This is a genomic window from Lysobacter sp. P5_C4 (assembly GCF_054049695.1).
This window is the reverse complement of sequence record NZ_JBFULX010000001.1, coordinates 207,515-234,013: the sequence shown is the minus strand read 5'-3', so window position 1 is coordinate 234,013 and position 26,499 is coordinate 207,515. Positions and strand designations below refer to the sequence as shown.

The following is a 26,499-nucleotide window of genomic DNA, read 5'->3' as shown; positions in this document are numbered from 1 at the left end:
CGCGCTGAAGATCACACGTCCGGCGCAGTTTCCAGCGAAGCCAGCAACTTCAGGAGGACCGGCAGGGCGATGGGTTTGACCAGGTGGTGGTCGAACCCGGCGTCGAGGGCGCGCTTGCGCTCGGCTGCCTGGCCCCAGCCGGTCAGCGCAATGAGCGGCACGTCGATTCCGCGCGAGCGGAGCGTGCGCGCGACGTCGTATCCCGTCACGCGCGGCATGCCGATGTCGAGGATCACGACCGATGGCGCGACGCGATCGAATGCTGCGATCGCGTCGGTGCCGTTGTCGACGACATGGACTTGCGCGCCGAACAGACGCAGCGCTTCGGCCAGGCTGTTGCCCACGTCCTGGTTGTCGTCGGCAAGCAGCACGCGCAGGGAAAGCTTGATCGCATCGGCCCTGCCGGCCTGGGCAGCGCCATCCGGGGCGTCGGACTGCAGCGGCAGGCGCAGGTTGAAAACACTGCCCTTGCCGAGCCCCTCGCTTTGCGCATCGAGCGAACCCCCGTGCAGCGTGGCCAGGCGACGCGCGAGCGCCAACCCGATGCCAAGGCCGCCCTGGTGCGACGACCTCACCCGGTCGCCCCGCGTGAACATCTCGAACAGGTGCGGGATTTCCTGCGGATCCATCCCCATCCCGGTATCGCTGACGGAGAGCGACAGCGTGTCGTCCGATGCAACGGCGCGCAGTGCGATGTCGCCGCCCGGTTCCGAATAGCGGGCCGCATTGTTCAACAGGTTGACCAGCACCTGCGCGAGGCGGACGCCGTCGCCCTGCAACACCACGCGCGATGCCGGTAAGTCGATCGACAACCGATGCCGGCCTGCATCGATCGCCGGCCGTGCGGCCTCGACCGCGCTCTCCACCACGGTTTGCAGGTGCACCGATTCCAGTTGCAACGACACGTTCCCGCGCGTGATCCGCGAGACTTCCATCAAGTCGTCGACCAGTCGCACCAGGTGGTCGACCTGGCGTTCCATCATTGAATGGATCCGGAGGTGCGTGCCGTCGCCGCCCGGCGTGCGTCGCAGGATTTCCAGACCGTTGCGAAGCGGGGCGAGCGGGTTGCGAAGCTCATGCGACAGCGTCGCGAGAAACGCGTCCTTGGCGCGGTCGGCTTGGGCCAGGCGCTCGGCATGTTCCCGAGTGACTTGTTCGGCGGCCTTTCGGTCGGTGACGTCGCGGGTGGTTCCGGCGACGGCCACCACGTTGCCCGCGGGATCGAAGACCGGCGCGAAGATGTAGTCGTAGATCCTGCGCCCGTTCGTGCCGGTGAAGGGAATTTCCCCGCGAATCGGCGCCCGGGTCTGGATCACCGTGGCGAGCTCGCGATCGTGCATGTCCGCATGCCATTGCTCGTAGCCCAGGTCCATCCAGGTCTTGCCGCGCACGTCCTGGACGCCCCACACCTTGCGCAGGGACTCGTTGGCATAGATCGCCCGGTGGTCGGTGCCGAAGATGTAGACGAAGTCGGGCGTGTTGTTCAGCGCTGCTTCGTAGATCCGACGCTGTTGTTCGGATTCCTGGGCCAGCCGCTCGCGGTCTTGTTCGGCGATCTTCCGCGTGGTCACGTCCCGGAAGTAGACCGAGATGCCTTCGGGCGCCGGGTAAGCGGTCACCTCGTACCAACTGTTGGTGCCGGGATAGAAGGCGGTGAACGCACTCGACGCGCGCTCGTCCATCACGCGGCGATAGTGTTGGCCGAATTCGGAATCTTCGATCCCCGGATACTTGTGCCAGATGACCTGTCCGAGCAACGCGCCCGGCGCTTCATCGAGGATCTGGTGCGCCTTCGGATTGACGTAGCCGAAACGCCACTGCCGGTCGAGCGTGAATACACCCTCGGACATCGCATCCAGGATCGCCATCGAGCCGTGGCGCCGCTCCGTCGCCGCATCCTCGGCCTGGTGCAGGATGAATTCCACCTGCCCGGCGTCGTCGAACACCGGGCTGTTGGTCGCGGCCCAATAGCGCTCCTCGAACCGGCCGCTCGCCGGATCCCGGATGTCGAATCGTTGCTCGTGGCGTTCGGCCGTGCGGGTGCGGACCACGCGCTCGAAGGAGGCGGCCAGGGCCGCGATGCTGCCCGGCGCATCCGGCGACTCCGGAAACAGGTCGAACAGCGGGCGGCCCAGCGCATCGTCCGGATCGATCGAGATCGCCCGGAGGCTCGCGCTCATCGCCACGACGGGAAACCCCGGGACAGCCCGGAGGAGTGCCACGTTGCCGGGGAAATGTGCGAGGACGCGGTTGAGGTCGCGTGGATTCATGGTGTGGGAACGAGGGCTGGATGCCTAGATTAACCAGCGACCGGTCCACGCAGCTTCACCACGGGATGGCCCGGGCCGACGCCGTGCCATATAGTCCGCCGCATGGGGATCTACGTATTCGGCGCAGGTGGTTTCGGGCGGGAGGTCGTGGGCCTGGCGCGCGATGTCGACCGCTTCCGGCAGCAGGATTCCGCGCCATCCTTCGTCGTCGACGATGCCTACTTCGACGCCGCGGAAATCGCGGGAATCCACGTGTTGCGCCGTTCGGAATGGACGCCGGCGCTGGGCGAGGTCACCGTCGCGGTCGGCGACCCCACGGCGCGCAGGAAGATCGTCGCAGGCCTTCCGCCGGAGACGCGGTTCGCGACCCTGATCCATCCCTCGGCGGTCATCGGCAACGACGTCGCGCTCGGGCCGGGCGCGATCGTCACCGCCGGCTGCATCCTGACCTGCAACATCCGCATCGGCGCGCACGCGCACCTGAATCTGCAATCGACCGTTGGACACGACTGCGAGATCGGCGATTACTTCACCACCGCGCCGGGCGTGAAGATCAGCGGCAGTTGCAGGATCGGCGAGGCGGTCTACATCGGGACGAACGCGAGCGTTCGCGAGAAGGTGGCAATCGCCGGCGGCGCGGTCGTCGGCATGGGCGCTGCCGTCGTGCGCAACATCACCGAGCCCGGCATCTACATCGGCGTCCCGGCTGTTCGCCAGGCAGCAGGGCCCTAGCCGAAGCGATACGCCTGCGCCGTCATTCGCAAGGGGCCCAGGCGGCCTCGAAATTCGCCTGGCCTTCGAGAATCAGATTGTGCCGGGTCGCAACAAAACGTTTGAAGTCACGCGCACCGCCGGGAACATCGCTCCACGCCACCCGGCCGCAGGTGAGGGCGCCGAACTTCTGCGTATTGACCGTGCGCACGCCATCGAAGCGCAACTCGCGTGGCTGGCGCAGGCGCGTGGCCACCAGGCGTCGCAAGCGTGGCGCGGAAGCCGGTGGCGGCATCGCGGGCATGGGGGATGCCGGAACGGGTTTCGATGTCCGTTCGGGAATCGGCTCCGGCGTCGGCTCGGCCGGGGAACGCGATGTCGACCACGTCAGGGTGAGGATCGTGGCTGCGCCCAGCAGTGCTGCGCTTGCGAGAAGAAATCGGACGCGCATGGAAAAAAGCGGCTGCGCACGGATGCGCAGCCGCCGGGACCTCAGTAGTTGCCGTAGGTGGCGTCGCAGTTCTGCGTCCAGTTCACGGCACGCAGGTAGTTGTCGAAGCAGCTGCTCGTGCTGTCGGACGTGAAGATGCCGACTTCGCCCGGCGCGCCCGTGCCCGTGATGTGGTTGTCGCTCAGGCGGTTGTGCTGGCCGCCGACATACACGCCGTACGCGACCTTGCCGGTCGCCGCGGTCGTGCCGGCGACGCCGTTGTCGAGGAAGGCCGCGCCGATCGAGCCGTCGCTGAAGATGCCGTACGCCGCCGAGTAGGGCGAGTTCGTGCCGATGACGGTGTTGTCGCGCACGACCTGCATCTTGAAACCGTTCGCCACGCTCGAACCGCCCACGCGGATGCCGATGGCGTACTGGTTCAACTGGCCGCCGATGTCGTAGACCTTGTTGCCGGTGACTTCGACCGCGCTGCCGTACGCACGGATGCCCATCCAGAAGGGGCCGGCAACGTAGTTGTCCTGCACCTGGATGTAGTAGTTCTTGTTGGCGACACTCAGGTTCTGGAAAACGTCGATGCCGGTCTGGAACCCGCCGATCACGCGGCAGTGCTGGATCGTCACGTTGTTGCGGCTGTTGAGGAAGATGCCGGCGGAGGAACCGGCGTTGGAGGTCGCCGTGTTCTTCAGCATGTGGCCGCGGCAATCCAGCGTCACGTCGTTGGTATTGATCGTGATCGCTTTCGCGGTCGTCGAGTTGATGGTGAAGTCCTTCGCCAGGCAGTACTTGCCCGGTGCGCTGATCGTGGCAGGCACTGCGGCGATCTCGGTGCAGTCCTGCGCGAAGGCCACGGCCGGGCTGCCCAACAGCACGGCGGCTGCCAGCAAATACAGATGCTTCATTGAATCCCCCTGGAATTTTGGATTGGAACGGCGCCCACGCCCCCCTGCTGCAAGGCGCAGTGGGTGCGGCGCGAGCTTACGGCATCGGGCGCGTGGGCCACACCCGAATAATTCCTAGGTGCAAAACGCCCGCGGCCCGTCCTTTTTCCAATTCAGTCAGCCTGGGTCCTTCAGCAACCAAGCCACGGCGTCCGCGCGTTCTTCGAAGTTCCGGTATCGAAAGCCCCTTGCCGTTGCCAGCACCTGCAAGTGATCGGTTGCCGTCAAAGGGCGCGCCCCAACCAGTGCCAGCCGTCCGTTTCGGAGATCGGGTAGCTTGTTGACGATTTCCATGTATTCAAGCCGCGCGGCCGGGTCATCGCTCAACATCGTGGCCTGGGAAAAGTCCGCCAGTACCAGCGGTCCTTGACCTTGCACGAATGACAAAGATTCACACAGTGTCTGGACTCGCTCGGCATCGGTAATCACACCGGCATACCGAACTTCGATGACCGAGGGGTTTTCTGGCAGCGATGCTACGTAGTGCATGGTTGCTCCACGAGTGCATGGTCGGCGATGAGATCAGAGCATGCATTCTGCGGACAGCGGTTCCAAGGGCGCGTAAATTCAATCGCGCTCCTGGAGCGCAAGGAGCAGGCTCGCGTGCTCCTTCTCGGCTTCCTCATTGGAGCTATACGCGAAGGTGTGGGTATGGTTGCCCAGGATCACGATCGAGAATCCGAACCCGCCACGACTCCCGATGAGCGGGCTCACCAGTGAGATGTGCTCCAGGCGAATATGGAAGTCACTGAGCAGATGCATTGTCGTTCCCACTTGGGCCTCGCGCCGTTGTCGATGCAGACTGCTACTCAGCGCTGCACATCGGATCCACCGCTCGAACCATCGGTTCGTTGACCGCTGCTTCCAAAGTCGGGCGCAATCGAGCCACGGCTTCCGCCGCTTCCCATGCGGTCCGAACGCGAGCTTCAACGTCCTGCCATTTCGCGTTGGCCCTGTCGGTCGTGGCCGACCAGGCGTCTTCTGCGTAGTAGCTGACGGCATCCCAACTTGCACCGCGAAAACACATGCGCAGCGCGGCGGAGAATGACTGGATTTCCAATTCGACTGCGGTCAAGGTGTTCAAGGGGCACCGTTAGCATCGTTTCCACTGGTCGGGCGGACCGCTCAAATGCCAATGTGGAGCGTCTGTCGTCCGTCGTCGCAGCAGGGGTATTTCCGATAAGGCAGGCCAACCAGTTCGCTCGGGCGCCGGTTGGGGCGTGACTGTTTTGAGCACGACGCTCGCGCGTCGGCGAAAGTTTCGACTCGGTGACTTCATGCCGCCTCTCTCCAAGTCCGCCAATCGCGCCTCAGTGGCGGTGCGGATAAAGCGCGGCTGAGTGCCCGCGGGAGATTACGTCGCTTGGGCGTCGATCAATATGACCCTCTTTTGCTCCTTGCGCGTAAAGCCGATGCATTTCAGACAGACGGTCGCCGTTGGGCGTGGCCCTTGAAAATCCGGAGTTGAAATGGGTACTCCGGGCTGCCGTGTGGAAGCGCTGCTTTCGCCGCCAGATGGCGATTGCCGTTGGATGGAGTTTCCGAGCCGTATCGGCACACGCAACGATGAGTGGTGGGTTCTCCTGTCCGGGACCTACCGCCACCCGCGTTGCCAAACGTGTGCTTGAAGGTCGCGACATCGCCGAACCCGGGCTTGCCGCGGCGGAGGCAGCCAGCCGTGAATCTCCCAAAATGGATCGTAGGTACAAGTGCCGCGCAGGACGGAGTTCCTGTCGCCGAATTGAAATCTCCGGGTTGCCGTGTAGCGGTCGCCATCCTGTTCGCGATTGCCGCATCGCAGACCACAGCGGCGACCCGCGACCTGGATGGCGATAAGCGCGACGACGTGGTGTGGCGGCATGCGACCATCGGCAGCAACGTCAACTGGCGATCCGGTGACCCGGCGAGGGCCATCGCGTTGATTCCCGTCCGGGACCTCCGATGGAACATTGTCGGCATCGGCGACTTCGACGGTGACGGGAGCGCAGATCTGCTTTGGCGGCACTCCGCCACCGGCGGGAACACGATTTGGCGCTCAGGGAGTGGGGCGACGCAGCAGCGTGTCGCGGCGGTCGCTGACACGCGATGGCAGGTGATCGGAATCGGCGACTTCGACGGCGACCGTCGTTCGGATGTGTTGTGGCGGCATCCGACGTTGGGCTACGCGATTTGGCCCGCTGCGAACGCCTCGGCCAGCCGCGCGGTGCGCGGCCCGCAATTTGTCGCGATCGCTGATCTGGATGGTGATCGGCGCGATGATCTTGTCTGGCGTACCGGCGTGTATCCCCCATCGGGTCTTCACTTCTTTGCATGGTCCGCTGCCGACGAGATGCACACGTTCGATCTCGGTATCGTGTCGACCTACGAGATGGCGAACTGGCAGCTCCAAGCCGTCGGCGACTTCGACGGCGATCGTCGCGCTGACCTGTTCTGGCGAAACATGCGCGACGGACGCAACGTCGCCTGGCGGGGTGGCTCTCCCGCGGCCAGCATGCCGATCGTGCGCGTGAATGACCCGGCGTGGCGGGTCGCCGCGACCGGCGATTACGACGGCGACGGGCGAAGCGACTTGTTCTGGCGACACACCGTTGGCGGAAACACGAGCGTGTGGCCGGCAGCGAACGCCAGTCAGGGCCGCGCACTCGCGCGACCTTCGACGCTGTGGGTCGTGGTGCCGTAAACGGCGCGGACCGCGTTGTCCCGATTTGCTAGCGTTTCAACAACGCAGCGGGCTTGGCGATGGTGAGATCGATCGGACGCGCGTCGGCGAGATGCACCCGGACGAGCTCTGACTGCGGTGTTCCCGGTGTGGCGAATGGATCACCCGTCGGCGACAGCTTCGCGACGACGTCCACGTCCTCGATCGCAGAAAGGCGGTAGGTGGGCATCGGGCTGTCATCGTCGTCGAGCGTGGCATCGAACGGCACTTCCGACAGTGCGTGCTTCTCCACGGCGATGGGCATGCCGCCAGCATCGGGCCTGCGCGCGAACAGGTAGACGGCCGCTTCAGGCCGATTTCCAGCGAGCGCGGTCGCCTCCTTGGACATTTGCACGTGTACGTGGATCGCGTGCCTGCCCGGGTTCACCGTGCTGGCGGAGGCGCCGTCCGCCGAACGTCGCGCAGCCGCGATCTGGGCACGCAACGCACGCTCGGTGGGGGCGTCTACCTGGCCGATCAACGACTCCCACAACAGGGCCGCCTTCGCAGCATCGCCTGCCTGCCGGTGTGCGACGCCGAGGAACCAGCGCGCGCGCTCGTGGGCCGGTTCGACGCGCAATGCAGATTCGAGCAAGGCGATCGCATCGGCGTCGAACCGCTTTTGCGGATGGTCCAGCGCAACCGCCTTCGCGGCCTCGACGAGGATGTCGGCGTCTTCGGGCGCGAGCTCGGCCGCACGGATGAGCGCCTTGCGTGCACCCGCGAAATTCCGGTTATCTGAATGTCGTTGCCCAAGTGCCAGCCAGGCTTCGACGTCACGTTCGTCTTTCACGACCCTGGCTTCCAGTTGCGCGATCGCATCGATCGCCGACCCATTCGTCGCCGCCCGGCCCGCCGATGCAGGCGTGCGCGCAACGAAATAGAAGGCGCACGCGACGCCTGCGGCGAAGACAACGCTACAAACGAGGATCACGAATGCGCGCATCGACATTTCCCATGACGACACACGATGCAACGCTACATCCGCGGGCGGAGCGGACAATGGATGAGCAACTCCCGAAGTGGCATCACGAACCCGACTGCGCGTTCCAGCGCATCGCCGGGGCACCTTCACGATGGCGATGGTGAGCGGCGGGAAAAAAGCGACAAGCGGTGTCCGGCTGTGTCCGCTTGTCACAAAGTCGCGACGTTCTTTCGGTTGCAAGCGCCGCTGGCTGTACGCCTGAGTACGGCAGGTTTGCGAGGTCGGCGCGGACAAGGATGGTTTGCGAATGAGGGGTTGCGACGAAGCGCCGCCGCGACAGGGTCTCCTCCACAGATGGGCGTCAGCGTTTCCGCACAGACGAGGCCGGCATGACGCCGGTGCGGGCAACGACGGCCCCGAAGGCGCCAGTCATGAAAACAAGAAAACTCGAAGCGGCGTTGGTCGGTGCGTCGACCTTGGCCGTGATCCTCTCGGGATCGATACTGGCGGTCGCGCAGAGCGGCCCGGGCAACATCATCGTCGACCCGGGCCCGCCGGCTATCACGCCGGCATTCCTGTTCGAGCCCGAGGTGACATTCGATTCCTTGAAGAATGTTGCGCTGTGGCGAGAACTCGAACAACTGCTCGACAACCCATACGCGATAACGCGCTGCAACGTCGAGGGCAATGCGCAGGGTTATCCCTCGTACTGTTCGACCATCCGGCGCAGGCCATCCTTCCTGCCTGCCGGTTGCAGCTACGATGTCACCACGGGTTTGCCACGGTGCAGGAACAACCTGCTGCCGCCATTGCTCTTGCACCCGTTGAACTACAACCCGACGACGGGTGAAGAATTCCATCTGCTCAATCCGGATTTTGCCGGCGTCGACGATTTCGCCGGCCTCGGCCCCATCACGGCCGGTGCGGATCGAATCGACCCGGACGAACCTGCGATCGATTACAACAGCCCGCTCGTGGCAGACACGCCGACGTGCATCATTCTTGAGGGTGAAGAATTGTGCGGCGGAAGCCCCGGTGAACCGGCGAACTACTCGCTGCCCGCGGTGTGCGGCAACAATCCGCTCACCAACTTCGTCGAGTTCCGCGCAGCTTGCGCGGGAAATACGGGGCGCCTGTACGACCCCGCGCGCGGCGTGATCACCTCACTCGAAAAGCCCACGGTCGATGGCGACTTCGCCATCAATTCCATGGCCCGCCTGGCGGCGGACCCGGCGAATTTACAGCCCTCGAATCCGAGCGATTACTACCGGAACATCACCTTCGCGACGGTGATGGGCAAGGCGCTGTTCTGGGACATGCAACTGGGCAGCGATGGAGTGCAGTCCTGTGGCACCTGCCATTTCGCCGGCGGCATCGACACCCGCACCAAGAATCAACTCAATCCCAACCATCTCGGCGGCGATTCCGATCTCGAAATCTTCGCCAATCGCAACAACGGTACTGAACCACAGAACGTCAACCAGGACGTCGTGGCCAGCGACTTCCCGCTGCACAAGATCGCCGATCCCGACAACCCGGCCGAGCCGCAACTCGACCCGCAGGACGTGATCAGCGATACCAACGACGTCATGTCCTCGATGGGCGTGCAGTTCGCGCGTTTCGGGGATATCCCGACGCCGGGCACCGCCGCATTCACGCCAGCGACCAACGGCGTGCGGGCCTTGTTGCCCGATGTCGGCATCGCCGATCCCGACCCGATTCCGCTGTTCCAGGGATTGCGGCGCGTCGAACCACGCAACACGCCGACGATGTTCAACGCCGGCTTCAACTTCGACAACTTCTGGGACGGCCGCGCACGGCACGATTTCAATGGCGGCAGCGTGTTCGGCGCTTCCGATCCGCAGGGACATGTCTTCTTCAATCGCGCCAACGGCACATTGGTGCAGACGCGGCAGATCATCCGCTTCTCATCGATCGCCTCGCTGTTGACGGGGCCGGCGCTGTCGGAGTTCGAGATGTCTTTCCTGGGTCGCAGCTGGCCGAAGATTGGCAAGAAGCTGTTGCAGGGCAACGGCACCGCCGCACGCCCGAACGTCACGCCGCTTGCGAACCAGTTGGTCTCCACGAGTGACAGCGTGCTCGGGCCGTACTCCAATCGTGGCGGCTCCTGGTGCCAGGCGCTTGGTCGTCCCACCGGAGCGAACCGCCCCGGTCTGTGCCTGACCTATCGCGAACTGATCGAGCGGTCCTACCGCCAACGCCTCTGGAACAACACGACGCAGCATCTCAACGGTTCATCCAACCCGTGCAATGGCGGCGCATCGAATGGTGTCGTGACCCCGGCCGGTTGCGATCCGTTCGACGGCTACGTGATGACGCTCGCAGCCGGTGCATCCACCCCGGCCAACACGAACCAGTTCACGCAGATGGAGGCGAACTTCTCGCTGTTTGCGGGGCTGGCGGTGCAAGCCTGGATCGAAGTGCTGGTGTCCGACGACACGCCATTCGACCGTTTCATGGACGCCAATCCGGACGTGTTCAAGAACCTGGGCGAAGCGGGCGAGCCGGGCCTCGTGCTCGACATCCCGCTGTGCTCGGCGACAGGCAATGTGCAGCCGTGCATGCGGCCGGTGGAGGGCTTCCGGCGCACGACGCCGCCAGCCGGCACGCCGGACCCCCTGTTGGGCATGGACCTGTTCTTCGGAAGCAACCTCACCTTGCGCAATCCGGATTTCCGATCCGCGCGCTGCGGTGAATGCCATGCCGCCGGCAACCTGACCGACCACACGTTCGAGGCAAGCAACCAATTGTCGCTGGGCGACTTCATCGCGGAGTTCTCCATCCCCGGCGTCGAGTTCACGATCGAGCCGTTGGGTCGGTCGCGCAACATCACCGGTTTCCTGCTCGAAGCCGAGATCAATGGCAACGCCCAGGACGCGATCGAACGCAACATGATCAATCAGTCGCTGTTCCCCAATCCGGCCGATGGTCTGTCGTACCCGGACGGTGCGGCGTTCTTCGACAACGGTGTGTACAACCTCGGCGTTCGTCCCATCGACGAAGACGAGATGCGTGGCGGCCTCGATCCCTGGGGCTGGCCGCTGTCGCTGTCGGTGCTGATGATGAAGAACGTCGGTGGCGTGAATCAGCAACCGAACCAGCCGATCGCCGACTTCGATGCCACGGCCGGCGTGACGGGCGGTCTGTTCGAGGAATCCCCGCAGGACCAGACGATCAATCCGGGCTTCGAGGAAGAGCCGGCGAATCCGCGGTTGCCGCCTTGGCTGGCCCCGTGGGTGAACCACGTCAACGTCGGTGACGCGCATCCGGAAATCGACGAAGTGTTCGGCGGCCTCAACACACTCATGGAGACGCCGATCATCGAGGGATTCATCGACGTGCTCGGCCCGTTCAATCCGGCGGCTGTTCTCAACGAAGGCACCAACGACGCCACCAGTCCGCTGATGGGGACGTGGCCGACCGTCAACCGCGTCGGGCGCATGGGCAGTGTCAAAGCGCCGCAGTTGCGCAACATCGAGTTGACCGGACCGTACTTCCACAACGGCGGCAAGCTCACGTTGCGGCAGGTCGTGGACTTCTACTCGCGCGGTGGCGATTTCCCGATCACCAACGCCGCGCACCGCGACTTCAACATCCTGAGCCTGAGCCAGGACGTGCAGGCGCAACTCAGCGAACAGGAGAAGAATGCGTTGGTCGACTTCCTGCTCAAGCTCACCGACGAGCGCGTCGCGCGCGAGCAGGGTCCGTTCGACCGTCCGGAAGTCTTCGTGCCGATCGACGGCCGCGCGCCGCGCAATTCACTGGGTCGCGCGCAGTTCCTGACGGAGAGCAGCACGCCTGTTGCTGCCTGCGGAGGCGCGCCGTGCTTCATGCAGGTGACCAACGTGGGTGCGGCGGGCCATGCGACTCGGTTGCCGTCGTTCCTGAATATCGCTCGTACTCGCCAGCCCGGACCGAACAACGATCACTTCGATCGTTGACACCGAGCCGGAGGAGCCGCGCCATCCCTGCGCGCTTGCAGGGATGGCGCTTTGAGGGGGGGCATGAACGGTTATCGCGTCTCCGCCGTACTGTTGATGATCGCTGCCGCGATGCTGGCATACCGCGCCCTGCGCGTAGATGCCGAAGCACCGCCGGCGCCCCCGCCGAAAGTCGCGCAGGCCGCGGTCTCCGCGCGGCACGCACCCATCGCGCCGACGCCTCGCGCGCAGGGGCAACACATCGCACGATTGGTCCCGCGCAAGGAGGAGTTCGTCGTGGCATTCCGACTGGACTCGACGCTCACGCGCGGCATGTATCTCGGCGATCGTTGGGTGTCACCCGAGCGCTATCACTTCGCGCAGCCGGGCGACATCTACGTAGTGCAGGCGAAGATGCAACGCGTCGATCCACGTAGCGAACGCAACGACATCGTGTCGACGTTCGATGCGCTGGACAAGACGATGATCGACGTGGCGCCCGGCGGGAAGCCCAATGAATGGACACTGGTCGTCATGAAGCCCGGCACGAGCCGGGTGATCGCGAAGTCGGGTGAACATACCCGCGTGCTGGATGTACGCGCCCGGGAAGTAAATGGCGGCATGCAGGTTGAGATCAATCAGTGACCCATGCGGCGGATGAGGGCGACATGGCACCAATGAGCGCGTTTCGATGTGCAAACGGGGACTACCTGCTCGTGCCCGTGTCCGCGGCCGCCCAGCAGGGCGGCGACGATCGGCCTCTGTCCCGTCTTGGCACGGTGACCTGCCGTCACCTTGACGAAACGGTTCGCGCCACCATCGGGCTGCAGCTTGAGGAGCAGGGATTTGCGCGCATCTCACGGGCGCAGTTTTTCGCACCCAACGACAGTATCTAGAAGACAAGCAGTGGATGGGAGCGTTGCTTAGTGGGGCGGAAAACGAAGACGTTGGACCAGGACGTACGGCGGAAGGCCGAGGACGTGGTGACGTTTGTCCGCTGGGGCGCTGAAACGAAAACGCCCCGCGAAGTGTTGTTCAAAGCAATTGCGTCCAGCCACGCACCTTTGGAGCCGTAACGTCGCTTCGCACACGCCTAACTAGTCTGTGCTTCCGTCTCGCTGCTCTCGCGCTGCTCCAGAATCTTGGCGACCTGTGCGTCCGCGGCAACCCGATGTTGCAGGGACTTGCACATCTCGACACCCGCCGATGTCAGTGCAAGCCCTTCCTCAGCCTCAACCACCAACCCGCTTTCGATCATTCGATCTCGCACTACGGAGTCACCATCCGTCAGGGCGGATTGCTGAGAAACCCTCTGCAATACATCAAGCAACGCGAGGTCTTCGAGGGAGATTATTTGGTTCATGCCTTTCCGATGTGTACGTGCAGTGAGTGTTGCCGGGATCAAACTATAACAACCGGACGGCTCCGGCGAGTCCAGGGATCAGGCCGTCCGTCGGTCATGTCCCTTGTTCGAAACTGTTCGCGCTTTGGCTGGGGCCACGAAGCTGGCCACCCGGCGCGTGAAGGCTCGTTCAGCGTCCTGTTGCTGGTATTCACACGAACCCAGCCTGCGCTGCGTCCTTGGCCCCGCTCAAAAATGCCGTACAAACTCTCAATCCTGCCTTGCTGGGATGGCGAAGGTTCAATCTTGGAACTCAACTACGCTGGGGCCGTGCCCTTCGGTGAGCGGTCCCGCGCGCTCGACGACATGTCAGCGATGCTGACTTCAACCACGATGCGTCGCATCCTCGTCGACTTCTCGAAGGCTCATTTGCATGGTGGAAACGATGCGGAACGTGTCGATTTTCTTTCGAAGAGCATCACCGCGCAGGGCTTTGATGGGTGCCGCGTGGCCATGATTGGGCTGAGGACAGAGGATGCGCGAACAGTCGATACCACTGCGCAGGTGCGACAATTGAACGCGCGCCAATTTTCAAGTCGCCAAGACGCGCTGGATTGGTTGTGTAATTCGATCCGACCTCAGTTCATTTCGTAGAGGCGAAATCTGTTCGGCCTCGGCCCATAGCAGCCCCAATTGACCACGTCCAGCCATGGCATAGTCACGCCACGCCACGCCCAGTCGCCACCTACAACGAGCAAGATCCCTGACCTGAAGCCGCGAGCGCGGAATGCCGCGGCAACATTGTCCCCGATGCTGTCCGCAACAGCAGCGGCGCTAGCGCCCTGGAACTGGCCCATGGCCGCAGTTGTGGATCACGTAGTCATGTCCGGCGTCAGTCCTGTGGACCTTCGCTAGACCAATGCGTGCTGTCTCCCGCCGCACGCGTGTAATGGGATGAGACGGCGCCTAGAGAGAGATCGTCCTGCGGTACGCGCACCTGGCGGCGGATCACCTGCGGGGCGCAGCGTGCCGGATCGACGACACGTTTTTGGCACAAACGAAAAGCCCGCAACGAGTGCGGGCTTTGCGTAACATCTTGAATCGCATGGTGGCCGGGGAGGGAATCGAACCCCCGACACGGGGATTTTCAAGGCACAGTCGAAGTTTGCGAGTTTCTAAATCAATCAGCCACTTACGGCGCTTGCCCCCTGTTCAAACCGTAATTGAAGTGTTGGTCAACGCACTTGGGTTGGGCCACAGGATGTCCGCTTTCGACCCATTGCGGACACTCGCCGGCTGTGCGCCGATCGATGGAGGCATGCAATCATGCGGCCAACCTTCGGCGCTCCTGACCACCCGCATGCTCCGCATCGCTTCCGCATTTCTCGCTCTTGTTGCCCTGTTCGGCTGCGCTCCGAGCGAAGCGGTGCAACCTCCGGTGAATCCACGCGCCATCGCCGTCTTGGTCTCCACCGATCCGTGGCTGATGGTCATTGGATCGGACACACCAAGGGTTGCGCTCTACGACGACGGGTACGTCATCTACGCGGAACAGACATCCGAGGACCAGTACGTGCACATGGCGGCGCGTCTGACGCCGTCCGAGCTGGCTCGCGTCAAGGCCAAGCTCCTCGCGTTCACTACCGATCCTGTTCCCACACAAATCAACCTGCGACCTGGTTGGACCGATCAACCAGAAACCAACATCGCCCTCGATGTCGACGGACACAAACTGATCACCTACATCAACGGCCGACTTGGGCCGGTCGAGGAACTTGACGGAACATTGCGCAAGCCGGCCAACGCCGACCCGCTGCCCGCACAGGTCGAAGGCTTGATTCAATACCTATCCGAGTTTCGCGTTGCGAATGCCAAGCCATGGGTCCCCGAACAACTCGAGGTGATGCTCTGGGACTACGGCTACGCGCCGGAAGCTTCGATCCAGTGGCCCTCCGACTGGCCGGGCTTACATGATCCGACCACGCTGAAGCGCGGAGACGACTCCTATTCCGTCTTTCTGCCAGGCAAGCAGGAGGAGAAGTTGATTGAATTCCTCGCGACCCGGAAGGACAAGGGTGCGATTGAAGTCGACGGCAAGAAGATGGTCGCCTCCTATCGACGGGTATTCCCGCGGTGGAAAGACGCGTTTCGCGGGTAGCTGGGGCGCGGAGAATTGGTGTCTGACCCTGCCTTCTGCGGAGGAAGCCGAGTGACCGCTTTCGACCCAAAGCAGACATTCCACAATGGCACTCGGACCCGCACAGGATCACGGAATGAAAATCAGCGATCAAGCTGTCCTAGCCAGGTGTGCGCAATGACCAGCGCGGTTAGTTTTGACCGATATTGGGGTACGCGCCTGTCACGCATTGAGAATGATTGCCACGCTATGACCGTCGTCTTTGAGCTGTATTGGACGGCTGACGCGAAACCTTGCGGGGCGCGCTTGCGATTCAATGGTGTTTCAAAATTTGATTTCACGGCTGAAAGATTGTTCAACAGTGATGTGGTCGAGTTGATATCTCTGGAAGGCGAGGTCGTGAACAGTGGCCTTCGGGTTATGGGCGAGCTTTCGAACTACGAGTTCACGATTATTTGCCAAAGCGTCGATGAAAAAGATATTTGAGTGAGCAGCTCACCGCTGGCGCGTCTCTGCGGCTTTGGACGTCCGCTTTTGGCCGATAGCGGACGCTCAAGAGGGGCGGGGGTTTGCAGACTTCTTGCAGACACGAAAAGGCCCACAAAGAAAGTGCTTGATTCTGCTGCATTAGGTGGTGGCCGGGGAGGGAATCGAACCCCCGACACGGGGATTTTCAAGGCACAGTCAAAGTTGGCGAGTTCTTAATTCAATCAGCCACTTGCGGCGCTTGCCACCTATTCAAGCCGTAGTTGAGTCGTCCTCTAGGGCAGTTGAGCGAGGCCACGGATGTCCGCTATCGGCCAGAAGCGGACATCCCGTCTATTCGGCAGGGTCGAGCTGCACGCCTTCATTGGTGTTCGCACCAGTTGGCTGCGGTCAGCCCCTACCGCACTGCGGTATCGATAACGCTTTCAGCAACGATATACCGCGACGGGACTTCATTCTTTCTCCACCGATAGACCCCGTACAGATCTATGGTGACGTTGCTCGCTCTTGGCCCTGGATAGCCTTCCCAAACGAGGTTCATCATCTTCTCTATCTCGGGCGCGCCCTCTAGGTTGCTTGGCACGTCCAGTACGACAACCGCGTCTTTGCAATTGTCGTCATAAAGCAAGATAACCGAATGGGCAGAAGGCCTAACCATGGATTTTAGGTGAACTCGACTGCCTGCGAACTTTTCCGGGTTTGCCACCAGCTGGCATACGCTCGTATGAACCAACGCATTTTCCGTGTTCGACGTAGGCGAGCTTGCGCAGCCAGTAAACAGCGAACCGAGAACGCTCGCGAGTCCAAGCAACGCCATGTCCATCAACCGTTTCATCGCGCCCCCTTTGATACGGCGTCACGGTATGCGGACGCGGTCCGGCCAACAAGCCCTTCGAATGCCTGCACCTCGAATAAGGATCGAATGTCCGCTTTGGGTCGAAAGCGGTCACCCAAGCTCGATGTCCGCTTTCGGCCAAAAGCGGACATTGGCTTCCCGGGTCTCACTCGCCATCAGTGTTCCAACCAGCTCGCCCACGGCACATCGCTGGGGTGAAGCGCGATGCCATCAAGAACGAGCGCTCGCAACGGAGCTGCTTCCTCCGAGGCAAGAACGCGCCCGTCGATCACGATGTCGACTGGCCCGAAAAGCATGAACTGCCCTGCTGTTGCCGGGCGGAAACGCTGCATCAAAACAATCGGCTCGTCCATGCCGTGAGTCCAGGCGGAAACGATAAGCACGTCCGCGTTTATGGTGCCGCCAGGCTCGGACCACAAACCCTCGCGACCGAAGCCCCAGTCGTCGATGTGTTCTTTGAACTCCGCAAGGCTGGCTTTACCGTTTTCGATAGCCTCTGCTTGCGACTCGGCCTCAAAGGGGACCAGTTCCCGATTGTCGTCCTTCGTGACAATCGCGAACGGGCAGACAAGTTCACCTTCGCCCAGATCGGACGCAATCAACGCGGCGTGCGCCAACACCATGCCGCCGAAGCGAACTGATCTATCGATCGGCGAACGTAAGGTGCGTTCAACGTGCATTGGACGGTGGGGCCCCCGATTCCTGAGGCCGAGATGATAGACCGGACCAAATGTCCGCTATGGGTCGAAAGCGGTCATTCGAGGTCAGGGCTTATCCCGTAGTTCTTCCGGAAGCGGTGGACGAACGTGCGGAAGGTCTTCTTCCCGAGAAGCTCCGAACGCCATGTAGTTGGCGCGACCCTGGGTGAGGCTGAGGTCGCCATTGGGGCCACCCCGCATGACGTCGGCGTCGAAATCGTCTTGGCCGTCGTCCTCCCAGTAGCAGACAGCGCAGACTTGGAATGTTCCGCGCTCACGCAGCGTCTTGTAGGCGCAACATGGGCAGCGAAGTGGAAGTTGATTTTCAAGACACATGCATGGTTCCCGGTGGATGAGCGGTGCCCGCATGTCCGCTTTCGGCCATAAGCGGTCATTCGTTACCGGCTGCGGCGAGAGCAAGCAGCTCATTGATTGCGGCCATCGAGAATGCCTTGGTGTACACAAGCTCTCTGCGCCCGCCTTTGATCTGCACGTAGACGCCAATTGGAATTCCTGAAATGGGCGCCACACGCGACGGGAAAATCGCGCCGATGTCGCTATACGGCACGCCCCAGGCCCGGCGCCACGAGCGATACGCGATGCCGGACGACGAGAAGGTCAGCCGATAGCGAGAAAGCCAAAGAAACGCTGTTGCCATGGCCGYGAGGCAAAACACAACGGGCATCACCATGCCTTTGGCCTGAAACTCCACCCAACCGAACTTCGCGAGCACAGCGGCAGCCGGCACGAGCGGAATGCCGAGCAGCGTTAGCCAAAGCGCGTAGCTTCCGAAGTCGGCGCGATAGACGCGGTCAGTTTCCATCCGACGAGATTATCCGACACGACGCCAGCCGCGGTGGTCGAACTGCGGGCCGCGCGCCCCAATGTCCGCTTTGGGTCGAAAGCGGACATTCGGCCACCTGGCCCGCCCGGGGCTACAGCCGGTCACGTAGTGACCACTATTGACCCAAACGGACATTCCGATCCCCGCTGATACGATGCAGGCAATCTGCGATTGGGCGCAGGTTGGCCTATTCGATACCAGTGAAGGAACGCGTATGAACCTGCAGGATTTCCTGAAACGAGCGTTGGTCGAGATCGTCAACGGCGTGGCTGACGCAAGTGAAGCCGCGCACGAGAGCGGGGCGAGCTTGGGGTCGTTCAAGTTTTATGGGCGGACCGACTTAGTGGGGAGAATCACCGACAGCCGAGGGCGCCCTGTCGCCCACGTTGAGTTCGACATCGTCTTGGCCGACGGAACGGCCACTGACACGAAAGGTGGCATCGGCGTCTACTTGGGCGCCGTGGGTCTGGGCTCGCAGGGCGCTTCTCATGGGGAGTCTTCGACGCATTCTCGGGTGAAGTTCTCGGTCCCAATCATCTTTCCTCCCGCGAAGGGGACCGATAGCGACGGAACTTTTTCCTGAGGCAGCGGGGCTAAGTCGTGGCCAAAAAACGCGTTCGAGTGAATGTCGCGGGGCGAAAAATAGCTCTGACTCCCGATCAGGCTGCCAGGATCAATTCGAGAGTTGCCGAGTTTGCGCGACTTGAGCGATCGATCCATGGTCTCTTCAGCGAGCGATGGATTCCAAAGTATCTCAGGCGAAGCGGGCTACCCATTAGCTGGTCCTGGGCGCACGAGCTTAGCGTCCCCGAGCTTGTCTATTTTCTTTCGCAACTAACCGATTCTGCGGAACTGCTGGTAAAGGCTGCGGGCGAGAACAGATACGAAGACCTGCTAAACGGCTTGGATAGCATAGAGGCAGACGAAAGCAACTTGCGATGCAAACGGCGAAAGGTCGTTGTTGTAGTCGCGCTGCTGATTGCGCTCTCTTACTCTTGTCGATCCATCGGCCTCTATTCCCTGTCAATTCCAGAGCTTGTGAGCAAGGGATTGGATGGTGATGCGGTTGCGCTTCGGCACGCAGCCTCAGTTGATCCAAGCGTAATAACAATGCCGTCCGTTGCGTCACACCTGGCCAAACTCCAACTCGGAGGAGATAGGAGAGCATTGGCGTTGGTCTTGCGTGCTGCGGTAAAAGGTCCGAGTAAGCAACTGCAGCCAAGCTGGCAGTTGCGATACATGGAGCGCGTTTTTAGAGAAGGCGGGACGGTCGAATCGTACGGACGGGACGCAGTATTCCGCTTGGTCACTGAGCGCCTAAGACTTTACGACTCGCGTGGCGCCGACCCGTTCAAGGGACTCTTTACTGCATTTGAGCGATGGGAAGAAAGCGCAACCACATAGTTTTGCTATTCCGTGTGGTTTGGCCCAGGAAAACCAAGGCATAGCTTCCATGTTGCTCCAATTCCGGAGCGACTAGGAAGAATGCGATGAACGGGGAATTCGAGTGCCGCCATGCGGCGGACGACGGCCAGAAGGCCGCGGGAGCGGCCTTGGCCGGAGCCGCAGCGGGTGCGCCACCCAGTATCACAGCACCCGCAAACTGCATCAGACCGCTCCGGCATGGGGTGGACAGCTTGTATCTGTCCTTTCCCGGATCAGTCGACCCAGAGCTTGCAGTCTGGTTACAGCAGTGCAAGGACCGCGCTCAATCGGCAAACGAGCATGTCGCTTCACTTGCCGGGATTAGCCTTCAAGATCACCAGTTCTTGGTGATGCCGCGCGGCCGGGGGAGGTTCGCCTTCGTGCTGGAAGACAACTGGTTCTCTATCCAACTGTCCAATGCATCAGCGGGAGTCTTGCCGTTGGCGTTGGTGCAAATCCGAAGTGAGTATTTGACCGCCGTTGGACCCGAAGAAGCAGTGCGCGCAATTACAGCGCTGGTTGAAAAGATGGGGCAGTTGAGCGGTCCGCCGAAGATCAGCCGCATCGATCTCTTCGCGGACTTCTGTGCTGACTATGACCTGGCATCACTTCCCGGGCACCACTGGGTGAAGCGCTGCAAGACGCGGGCGATCCACGAAGAAGGCGATGCGCGAACCGGCGTAACGTTTGGCCCCGGCAATGAAGTCAGTGCACGTCTTTACAATAAAACGCGCGAGATTCAGAAGTCCGGAAAGGACTACATGCGACCGTTGTGGGCAATGGAGGGTTGGAACGGGCAGGAGGATGTCTGGCGCATGGAGTTCCAGATTCGCCGCGAAGGCTTACCGGAGCCGATGCTGGGACCAGCCAGTGAAGCGCTGGCCATGTGCGGCAATTTGTGGGGCTATCTTTGCGCGGAGTGGTTAAGGCTTGCGATTCCTTCGGAATCAGACGACACCCGCAGCCGGTGGCAGACCCATCCGGTGTGGGAAGACTTGACTCGCTTGTGGGATATCGACCCGGAAGCGCCGCCGATGACTCGGGTACCCAAGCGCCGTCTCCCTTCTGATGACCGCCTTTTTCGACACGGAATTTCGGGCCTGTCGGGCTACATGGCGCGCGAAGGCATCACCGACTTCGATCATGGATTCGGGGAGTTCCTGCACGCGATGGAGGCGTACTGGAGCGACCCGCAGCGCCAATTCCCGGAAGGATTGCAGGACTACATCCGCCGCAAAACGAAGGCCAAGGCGCGTCGTTACAACGTGCGCTTGGACGACCGATGAGCGGGGGTGTGCCATGCGCTCATTCGACCTGGAGGAAGCCGCGCGCTTCCTCCGCATGTCGCCCGCCGTCCTGCGCCAGCATGCCCGCCAAGGCCGACTTAAAGCGGCCAAGCCGGGCAAGCGCTGGGTATTCCTCGAAGACGACCTTGCCGCGTATCTCGGCCAGCTTTACGCTGGCCGCAGGCAAGCGCCGCTAAGTGGCTCCAACCGGGAGAAATCCTCATGGGGGCTATACAGACGCGGTGATGTCTGGTGGGTCCGAATCACCGCACCAAACGGCACGCGAGTACGCAGTTCTACTGGGACTGACAACGAAGCCCACGCGCAGGAGTACCACGACCGGCTCAAGGTCCGGTTGTGGGAAGAGCAAAGGCTAGGAGTCAAACCCGAGCGAAGTTGGCAGGACGCGGCCGTGCGATGGGTGAAGGAAACACGCGACAAGCGAACGCATGGAAAGGATGTGGCGAAGTTGCGGTATTTGCATCGCTTCTTGGGTCACTTGCAATTGTCGCAAGTGACTCGGGATGTGGTCGATGCAATCGCGGAGCGAAAGACGCGCGAGTCGAGTCCGAGCAACGCGAACCGCTACCTGGCACTCATCCGGGCGATCCTGAGGCGCGCACGGGACGAATGGAATTGGTTGGACACCATTCCGAAAGTCCGGCTGTACCGGGAACCGAAGGGGCGCATTCGCTTCTTGTCCCCGGAGGAGGCACAGCGGCTCCTTGCGGAGTTGCCGACGCACCTTCGGGACATGGCGCAATTGGCACTCGCCACGGGCCTGCGACAGCGCAACGTGTCCTTCCTGCGGTGGGAGCAGGTGGACATGGCCCGCCGTGTTGCATGGATCCATCCAGACGAAGCCAAGGCCGGACGGGCCATTGGCGTCCCACTCAACGAGTCCGCTGTCGAGGTCTTGCGCCGGCGGCTCGGGCAGGACAGCGCGCACGTCTTCACCTATGAAGGGAAGCCCGTGGCGCGGTGTTCGACGAAAGCGTGGAAAGCGGCGCTGTCACGGGCCGGGATCGAACGAACGTTTCGCTGGCACGATCTGCGCCACACCTGGGCGTCGTGGCACGTACAAAGCGGAACGCCGTTGCAGGAGCTAATGGAGCTAGGCAGTTGGGCTAGCTACGAGATGGTCCTGCGGTACGCGCACCTGGCGGCGGATCATCTGCGGGGCGCCGCGTGCCGGATCGATGACACGTTTTTGGCACAAACGAAAAGCCCGCAGCGAGTGCGGGCCACGTAAAACCTTGAAATCACTGGTGGCCGGGGAGGGAATCGAACCCCCGACACGGGGATTTTCAATCCCCTGCTCTACCAACTGAGCTACCCGGCCAGCGAGCCGCGCATGTTACGGAAAGGGCGGGGGCAGGGCAAGCCGGATGGCCGCTGAATAGCGTGCGGGCGGGCTTGAACCGCGTGCGTTGCTCGGGAGCAAGATGCATCAGGCGGCCCCGCAATGAGGCTGCGATATGGAGGTTCCAATGAAAGGCCAGCTGCTTTCCGCGATCGCGGCGGTCTCCGCGACCCTGGCGCTCGCCGCATGTTCCTCGGGCATGACGCGCGCCGAGCGTCTGTCCCTCTACGAAGCCAACGCCGGCGCGCCGATGGCGAAAATCAACTACTTCGCGCCGCAGGGCTGGGAGGAAGTCGACAGCAACCACATCGTCGTGACCATGCGTCCGAAGGAAACCTATCTCATGCGTCTGAGCGGCCCGTGCCTGGATTACGACAACGGCGCGGCGGCGATGCTCATCTCCACGCAGACAGGCAGCTGGGTGCAGGCGAAGTTCGATCGCGTGGCGTTCGGCGGCTCGCCCATGCATTGCCGCATCGAGGAGATTCGCCCGCTGGATGTCGATGCCGTGCGCGCGCAGCGCAAGGCGATGTCGATGTGAGGCCTCAGGCGTCGGGCGCGACGTAACCCGCGGGTTTGTCGGCGCCGTCGCCGAAGAGGTACTTCTCCATCTCGGCCTCGAGCATCGCGCGATGCTTGGGGTCGAGCGGGGACAGGCGATTTTCGTTGATCAGCATCGTCTGGTGCGCGAGCCACCGTTGCCAAGCCGGCTTGCCGACGTGTTCGAACACGCGCTTGCCCACCGGGCCGGGCCAGGGAATGAAATCGAGGCCGTCGGCCTGGACCTGGTCGACGACGCAGAACACGGTACGTGGCATTTCATTCTTCCAATAGTTTGCGGACCGGCGCGGGGAGCCCGAGCGTGCCCAGCGACGCGCGTGGGATCCAACGCAAGTCGTCATTATCGCTCGCGCGCGGTGCCTGCGTGTTTCGCCACCGCAGCGGCTGGATGTGCAGGCGGTAATGCGTGAACCCATGCGCGACGGGCGCCAGCGTTTCGGCGGTGTCAAACTCGGCGGCGATGTGTTCGGCGAACCAGGCGCGTGCGGCCTGCCGATCGGCGTACTCGGGGAAGGACCACAACGCCCCCCAGATGCCGGTGGCGGGGCGGCGCTGCAACAGCACCTGGCCCTGCACGTCTTCGATCCACAACATCAGCGCGCTGCGTTCGGGCAGCGGTTTGCCGGGCTTCGGCGTCGGCAGCTCGGCCGTGCGGCCTTCTCGCAAGGCCGCGCACGTGGTTTGTATCGGGCACGACACGCACGCCGGATCGGCGCGCGTGCACAGCGTGGCGCCGAGGTCCATCTGCGCCTGCGTGTAGTCGGCCATGCGCGCATCGGGCAATTGCGATTCGGCGATCGCCCACAACTGTTTTTCGACTGCGGGCAGGCCGGGATGGCCTTCGATGCCGTGCACGCGCGCGAGCACGCGCTTGACGTTGCCGTCAAGGATCGGAAAGCGATCGCCCCATGCCTGCGAAAGGATCGCGCCCGCGGTACTGCGGCCGATGCCGGGCAGGGCGATCAATGCGTCGAGATCGCGCGGCAATTGGCCGTCGTGCCGTTCGACGCACGCGTTCGCCGCGGCATGGAGATTGCGCGCACGTGCGTAGTAGCCCAGGCCCGCCCACAAGGCGATCACCTCGTCCAGTGGCGCCGCCGCAAGTGCGCGAACATCCGGCAAGGCGGCGACGAATCGTTCGAAGTACGGAACGACGACGCGCACCTGCGTCTGCTGCAGCATCACTTCCGACAACCAAACGCGATACGGCGTGCGGGGATGCTGCCAGGGCAGATCGTGGCGGCCGGAGACATCGAACCAGGCAAGCAGCCGGCCGGCGAACGAATCGGATTCGATCATGGCGCCGCGGTTTCGAGCGCGGGATCGTGCAGGCGCACGTCGACGCCTTCCAGGATCGCGCCGCCGACATCGAGCGTCGGCGTGGTGAGGCGGCCGCCCAAGGGCGGCAGCGGTGAAGTCGGCGGTGCATCGATCCACGCGAGGACCGCAGGCAACGCGAAGCGCGCATCCAGGCGCGTGTCGTCGCGCGCCAGTTGCAAGCGCGCAACCGCGGAGAAATCGAAGGGGCCCGCGTAATCGAGCACGACCGGCATCGGCGAGTGCGATTGCCCGATCGGCGGCGGCAATGCGGGCCAGGCGTCCGGCCAGGTCGCGAGCGTACCGGCGAGGTGCAGCATGGCTTTGTCCGTGTACGCGAACGCCACGCGCCCATCGAGTGTCGGAACAAGCCCCTTGCCCCGCAACGCGATGCCTGCCGGCGACAGCGAGACGGCGCCGCCTTCGACGCGCAGCGGGCCGTTGAGCGCGAATGCGAAGGGCAGATCGACGTCTTTCTGCGTGTAATGCGCAACGATCGATGCACGCAAGGGCGCGATCCGAACGCCGTGATCGTCGACGTGCAACGGGCCCGAGACGCGCAAGGTCGCGTGCATGCGGCGACCGGGCTGTTCCAGGGTGAGCGTTCCGTGCGCGCCGAGGCCGGCGTCGTTCGCCGGCGTCGTCATCGAGAGCGCGAGCGCGAACGGCACGCGCGTATCGGCGGCGACGTATCGGCCCGAGACATCGGCCGTCAACGGCGTCTGCGGCATCACGCGCGGTACGTCGAGCGCGATCGCATCGACCGACCAACCCGCGCCCACCACCCGTCCATCGCGCACGCGCAGGCCATCGGACAAGGTCGGGGTTGTCTGTTCGCCCTTGGGCCGCGATGCGAGCCACGCCTGCAGCATCGATAGATCGAGCACCGGTGCATCGAGTTCGACGCGCTTGATCGCGAGGTCCTTCCCGCGCGAACGCACGGTCGACCAGGGCACGGAAACATCGACCCGATCGGCGCGCAACAACGGACGCGCCGCACCGGGCGCGCGCGCTGCGACGTCGCGCAAGACCAAACGCGGTCCGCCCGCCAATCTGTATTCCGATGTGCCGCGTGCCGTGATTTCGAGCCCGAGCGTCGAGCCGAGCTGCGACATCACGAACGACGCAACGCGTTGCGGCCGCGACGCCCACCATGCGACGAGCGCCAGCAGCAGCGCCACCGCCGCGCAGGCCAGCAGCCACCGGCGCGCGCGTGTCATCAGGCGCCGAGGGATTCCGGGAGCAAGGCGTCGACGAAGGCCTCGGCGTCGAACACGCGCAGATCCTCCGGACGCTCGCCGATGCCCGCGTAGCGGATCGGAATCCCGAACTCGCGTGCGAGCGCGAACACCACGCCGCCCTTCGCGGTGCCGTCGAGCTTGGTGACGACCAGGCCCGTGACGGTCACCGCCTGGTTGAACTGTCGCAATTGCGAGAGCGCGTTCTGGCCCGTCGTGCCGTCGATCACCATCAGCACTTCATGCGGCGCGGACGCGTCGACCTTCGCGATCACGCGGCGGATCTTGCCGAGTTCGGCCATCAGGCCTTGCTGCGTGTGCAATCGCCCGGCGGTATCGGCGATGAGGATGTCGACGCCGCGCGCCTTGGCGGCATTCAACGCATCGAACGCAACGGATGCTGCATCCGCGTTCTGTCCCTGCGCGACGACCGGTACATCGTTGCGATCGCCCCAGGCCTGCAATTGCGCGACGGCGGCGGCGCGGAACGTGTCGCCCGCGGCGAGCATCAGGCTGCGGCCTTCGTTCTTGAAGCGACGCGCGAGCTTGCCGATCGTCGTGGTCTTGCCGACGCCGTTGACGCCGACGGTCAGCAACACGAAGGGCCTGGCGCCCGGATCGATGAACAAGGGCTGCGCAACGGGCGCGAGCATCGCGATCAATTCCGCGCGCAGCGAACGCAGCAGCGCCCGGGCGTCGGCGAATTCGCGTCGTTTCATGCGCTGGCGCAGGCCTTCGAGCAATTGCGTCGTCGCGGCCACGCCGACATCGGCGGTGAGCAACGCGGTCTCGATCTCGTCGAGCAGGTCGTCGTCGAGCTTCGGATTGCGCGAGAACAGACCGCCGAGGCTCCGCGCGAAGCCGGTGCCACGCAGGCGCTCGCGCCAGCCGGGCTTGCCGGCCTGGGCAGGCGGGGCACGTTCGACGAAGGGCGGTTCGACCACCGGTTCGAAATTGCGGTCGATCTCGACGGGCGCGACATCGGGTTCGGCAGCCGCCGGCTCGACCTCGG

Annotated in this window: 27 protein-coding genes, 1 tRNA gene and 1 pseudogene; 12 read left to right on the top strand and 17 right to left on the bottom strand. The window is 63.1% G+C overall.

The genetic code is table 11. The features are described from left to right. Positions 1 to 11: 11 nt before the first annotated feature. Positions 12 to 2,180, bottom strand: a complete 2,169-nt coding sequence (locus ACXJJ8_RS01015) for a hybrid sensor histidine kinase/response regulator (protein WP_499026346.1) — start codon at positions 2,178 to 2,180, stop codon at positions 12 to 14. Positions 2,181 to 2,372: 192 nt separating this feature from the next. Here ACXJJ8_RS01015 and ACXJJ8_RS01010 point away from each other — a divergent pair, with 192 nt between their 5' ends. Then, on the top strand, positions 2,373 to 3,002 hold the full coding sequence (locus ACXJJ8_RS01010; protein ID WP_499026345.1) for a NeuD/PglB/VioB family sugar acetyltransferase: 630 nt from the start codon (positions 2,373 to 2,375) through the stop codon (positions 3,000 to 3,002). 22 nt (positions 3,003 to 3,024) lie between these two features. Here the strand turns inward: ACXJJ8_RS01010 and ACXJJ8_RS01005 are convergent, their stop codons facing one another. From ACXJJ8_RS01005 to ACXJJ8_RS00985, 5 genes are all read right to left on the bottom strand, one after another. Next, complete coding sequence (locus ACXJJ8_RS01005; RefSeq protein WP_499026344.1) at positions 3,025 to 3,237, bottom strand: hypothetical protein; 213 nt, start codon at positions 3,235 to 3,237, stop codon at positions 3,025 to 3,027. Between the two features lie 236 nt (positions 3,238 to 3,473). Further along, entirely contained in the window at positions 3,474 to 4,331 is an 858-nt protein-coding gene (locus tag ACXJJ8_RS01000; RefSeq protein ID WP_499026343.1) for a right-handed parallel beta-helix repeat-containing protein, read from the bottom strand. Positions 4,332 to 4,487: 156 nt separating this feature from the next. Beyond that, positions 4,488 to 4,859, bottom strand: coding sequence for a hypothetical protein (locus ACXJJ8_RS00995; protein WP_499026342.1), 372 nt, complete (start codon positions 4,857 to 4,859; stop codon positions 4,488 to 4,490). Between the two features lie 78 nt (positions 4,860 to 4,937). Further along, the gene (locus ACXJJ8_RS00990; protein WP_499026341.1) at positions 4,938 to 5,132 is read right to left on the bottom strand and encodes a hypothetical protein; all 195 of its coding nucleotides are present in this window, start codon (positions 5,130 to 5,132) and stop codon (positions 4,938 to 4,940) included. A gap of 43 nt (positions 5,133 to 5,175) precedes the next feature. Next, a complete protein-coding gene (locus ACXJJ8_RS00985; RefSeq protein ID WP_499026339.1) occupies positions 5,176 to 5,454 on the bottom strand; it encodes a hypothetical protein in 279 nt (92 codons plus the stop codon). A gap of 594 nt (positions 5,455 to 6,048) precedes the next feature. On the opposite strand from ACXJJ8_RS00985, the gene ACXJJ8_RS00980 reads away from it, so the two are divergent. Further along, the gene (locus ACXJJ8_RS00980; protein ID WP_499026338.1) at positions 6,049 to 7,050 is read left to right on the top strand and encodes an FG-GAP repeat domain-containing protein; all 1,002 of its coding nucleotides are present in this window, start codon (positions 6,049 to 6,051) and stop codon (positions 7,048 to 7,050) included. Positions 7,051 to 7,078: 28 nt separating this feature from the next. Here the strand turns inward: ACXJJ8_RS00980 and ACXJJ8_RS00975 are convergent, their stop codons facing one another. After that, on the bottom strand, positions 7,079 to 8,287 hold the full coding sequence (locus ACXJJ8_RS00975) for a tetratricopeptide repeat protein (protein ID WP_499026337.1): 1,209 nt from the start codon (positions 8,285 to 8,287) through the stop codon (positions 7,079 to 7,081). 137 nt (positions 8,288 to 8,424) lie between these two features. On the opposite strand from ACXJJ8_RS00975, the gene ACXJJ8_RS00970 reads away from it, so the two are divergent. The 3 genes from ACXJJ8_RS00970 to ACXJJ8_RS00960 all read left to right on the top strand — a co-directional run bounded on the left by ACXJJ8_RS00970 (position 8,425) and on the right by ACXJJ8_RS00960 (position 12,830). Further along, the gene (locus ACXJJ8_RS00970) at positions 8,425 to 11,955 is read left to right on the top strand and encodes a hypothetical protein (RefSeq protein ID WP_499026336.1); all 3,531 of its coding nucleotides are present in this window, start codon (positions 8,425 to 8,427) and stop codon (positions 11,953 to 11,955) included. A 63-nt stretch (positions 11,956 to 12,018) separates the two neighbouring features. Continuing rightward, on the top strand, positions 12,019 to 12,579 hold the full coding sequence (locus ACXJJ8_RS00965) for a hypothetical protein (RefSeq protein WP_499026335.1): 561 nt from the start codon (positions 12,019 to 12,021) through the stop codon (positions 12,577 to 12,579). Between the two features lie 23 nt (positions 12,580 to 12,602). Then, a complete protein-coding gene (locus ACXJJ8_RS00960) occupies positions 12,603 to 12,830 on the top strand; it encodes a hypothetical protein (RefSeq protein WP_499026334.1) in 228 nt (75 codons plus the stop codon). A gap of 197 nt (positions 12,831 to 13,027) precedes the next feature. On the opposite strand, the gene ACXJJ8_RS00955 is transcribed toward ACXJJ8_RS00960, so the two are convergent. Further along, positions 13,028 to 13,297, bottom strand: coding sequence for a hypothetical protein (locus tag ACXJJ8_RS00955; protein WP_499026332.1), 270 nt, complete (start codon positions 13,295 to 13,297; stop codon positions 13,028 to 13,030). A 285-nt stretch (positions 13,298 to 13,582) separates the two neighbouring features. Between ACXJJ8_RS00955 and ACXJJ8_RS00950 the strand changes: the two genes are divergently transcribed. From ACXJJ8_RS00950 to ACXJJ8_RS00940, 3 genes are all read left to right on the top strand, one after another. After that, positions 13,583 to 13,930 carry a hypothetical protein gene (locus tag ACXJJ8_RS00950; protein ID WP_499026331.1) on the top strand — a complete coding sequence of 116 codons (348 nt, stop codon included), beginning with the start codon at positions 13,583 to 13,585 and terminating at the stop codon, positions 13,928 to 13,930. Positions 13,931 to 14,537: 607 nt separating this feature from the next. Continuing rightward, positions 14,538 to 15,434, top strand: coding sequence for a hypothetical protein (locus tag ACXJJ8_RS00945; RefSeq protein ID WP_499026330.1), 897 nt, complete (start codon positions 14,538 to 14,540; stop codon positions 15,432 to 15,434). Positions 15,435 to 15,590: 156 nt separating this feature from the next. Then, a complete protein-coding gene (locus tag ACXJJ8_RS00940; protein ID WP_499026328.1) occupies positions 15,591 to 15,899 on the top strand; it encodes a hypothetical protein in 309 nt (102 codons plus the stop codon). 397 nt (positions 15,900 to 16,296) lie between these two features. Here the strand turns inward: ACXJJ8_RS00940 and ACXJJ8_RS00935 are convergent, their stop codons facing one another. From ACXJJ8_RS00935 to ACXJJ8_RS00920, 4 genes are all read right to left on the bottom strand, one after another. Continuing rightward, the gene (locus ACXJJ8_RS00935) at positions 16,297 to 16,734 is read right to left on the bottom strand and encodes a hypothetical protein (protein WP_498960352.1); all 438 of its coding nucleotides are present in this window, start codon (positions 16,732 to 16,734) and stop codon (positions 16,297 to 16,299) included. Positions 16,735 to 16,910: 176 nt separating this feature from the next. After that, on the bottom strand, positions 16,911 to 17,435 hold the full coding sequence (locus tag ACXJJ8_RS00930) for a hypothetical protein (protein WP_498960350.1): 525 nt from the start codon (positions 17,433 to 17,435) through the stop codon (positions 16,911 to 16,913). 84 nt (positions 17,436 to 17,519) lie between these two features. Further along, complete coding sequence (locus ACXJJ8_RS00925) at positions 17,520 to 17,789, bottom strand: CPCC family cysteine-rich protein (protein ID WP_498961248.1); 270 nt, start codon at positions 17,787 to 17,789, stop codon at positions 17,520 to 17,522. Between the two features lie 55 nt (positions 17,790 to 17,844). Next, positions 17,845 to 18,276 carry a hypothetical protein gene (locus tag ACXJJ8_RS00920; protein ID WP_499026327.1) on the bottom strand — a complete coding sequence of 144 codons (432 nt, stop codon included), beginning with the start codon at positions 18,274 to 18,276 and terminating at the stop codon, positions 17,845 to 17,847. Positions 18,277 to 18,511: 235 nt separating this feature from the next. Between ACXJJ8_RS00920 and ACXJJ8_RS00915 the strand changes: the two genes are divergently transcribed. From ACXJJ8_RS00915 to ACXJJ8_RS00905, 3 genes are all read left to right on the top strand, one after another. Further along, complete coding sequence (locus ACXJJ8_RS00915) at positions 18,512 to 18,880, top strand: hypothetical protein (protein ID WP_498960346.1); 369 nt, start codon at positions 18,512 to 18,514, stop codon at positions 18,878 to 18,880. A 907-nt stretch (positions 18,881 to 19,787) separates the two neighbouring features. Next, positions 19,788 to 21,008 (top strand): 3-isopropylmalate dehydratase small subunit, encoded by a 1,221-nt coding sequence (locus tag ACXJJ8_RS00910; RefSeq protein WP_498960344.1) that lies wholly within the window; start codon positions 19,788 to 19,790, stop codon positions 21,006 to 21,008. Positions 21,009 to 21,021: 13 nt separating this feature from the next. Continuing rightward, the gene (locus ACXJJ8_RS00905; RefSeq protein ID WP_499026326.1) at positions 21,022 to 22,260 is read left to right on the top strand and encodes a site-specific integrase; all 1,239 of its coding nucleotides are present in this window, start codon (positions 21,022 to 21,024) and stop codon (positions 22,258 to 22,260) included. Between the two features lie 14 nt (positions 22,261 to 22,274). On the opposite strand, the gene ACXJJ8_RS00900 is transcribed toward ACXJJ8_RS00905, so the two are convergent. Then, a tRNA-Phe gene (locus tag ACXJJ8_RS00900) sits at positions 22,275 to 22,350 on the bottom strand. A 148-nt stretch (positions 22,351 to 22,498) separates the two neighbouring features. On the opposite strand from ACXJJ8_RS00900, the gene ACXJJ8_RS00895 reads away from it, so the two are divergent. Then, positions 22,499 to 22,912: a DUF6491 family protein gene (locus ACXJJ8_RS00895; protein ID WP_499026325.1), complete on the top strand. Its 414-nt coding sequence runs from the start codon at positions 22,499 to 22,501 to the stop codon at positions 22,910 to 22,912. Between the two features lie 4 nt (positions 22,913 to 22,916). Here the strand turns inward: ACXJJ8_RS00895 and ACXJJ8_RS00890 are convergent, their stop codons facing one another. The 4 genes and pseudogenes from ACXJJ8_RS00890 to ftsY form a co-directional block, all read right to left on the bottom strand. Next, a complete protein-coding gene (locus tag ACXJJ8_RS00890) occupies positions 22,917 to 23,189 on the bottom strand; it encodes an oxidative damage protection protein (protein WP_499026323.1) in 273 nt (90 codons plus the stop codon). A gap of 1 nt (position 23,190) precedes the next feature. Then, complete coding sequence (mutY, locus tag ACXJJ8_RS00885) at positions 23,191 to 24,231, bottom strand: A/G-specific adenine glycosylase (RefSeq protein WP_499026321.1); 1,041 nt, start codon at positions 24,229 to 24,231, stop codon at positions 23,191 to 23,193. Next, complete coding sequence (locus ACXJJ8_RS00880; protein ID WP_499026320.1) at positions 24,228 to 25,469, bottom strand: AsmA family protein; 1,242 nt, start codon at positions 25,467 to 25,469, stop codon at positions 24,228 to 24,230. Before ACXJJ8_RS00880 ends, mutY begins: the two co-directional genes overlap by 4 nt. Then, a pseudogene (gene ftsY, locus ACXJJ8_RS00875) lies at positions 25,469 to 26,401 on the bottom strand (signal recognition particle-docking protein FtsY); the annotation flags it as partial. The gene ACXJJ8_RS00880 and the pseudogene ftsY, both read right to left, overlap by 1 nt. Positions 26,402 to 26,499 lie beyond the last annotated feature (98 nt).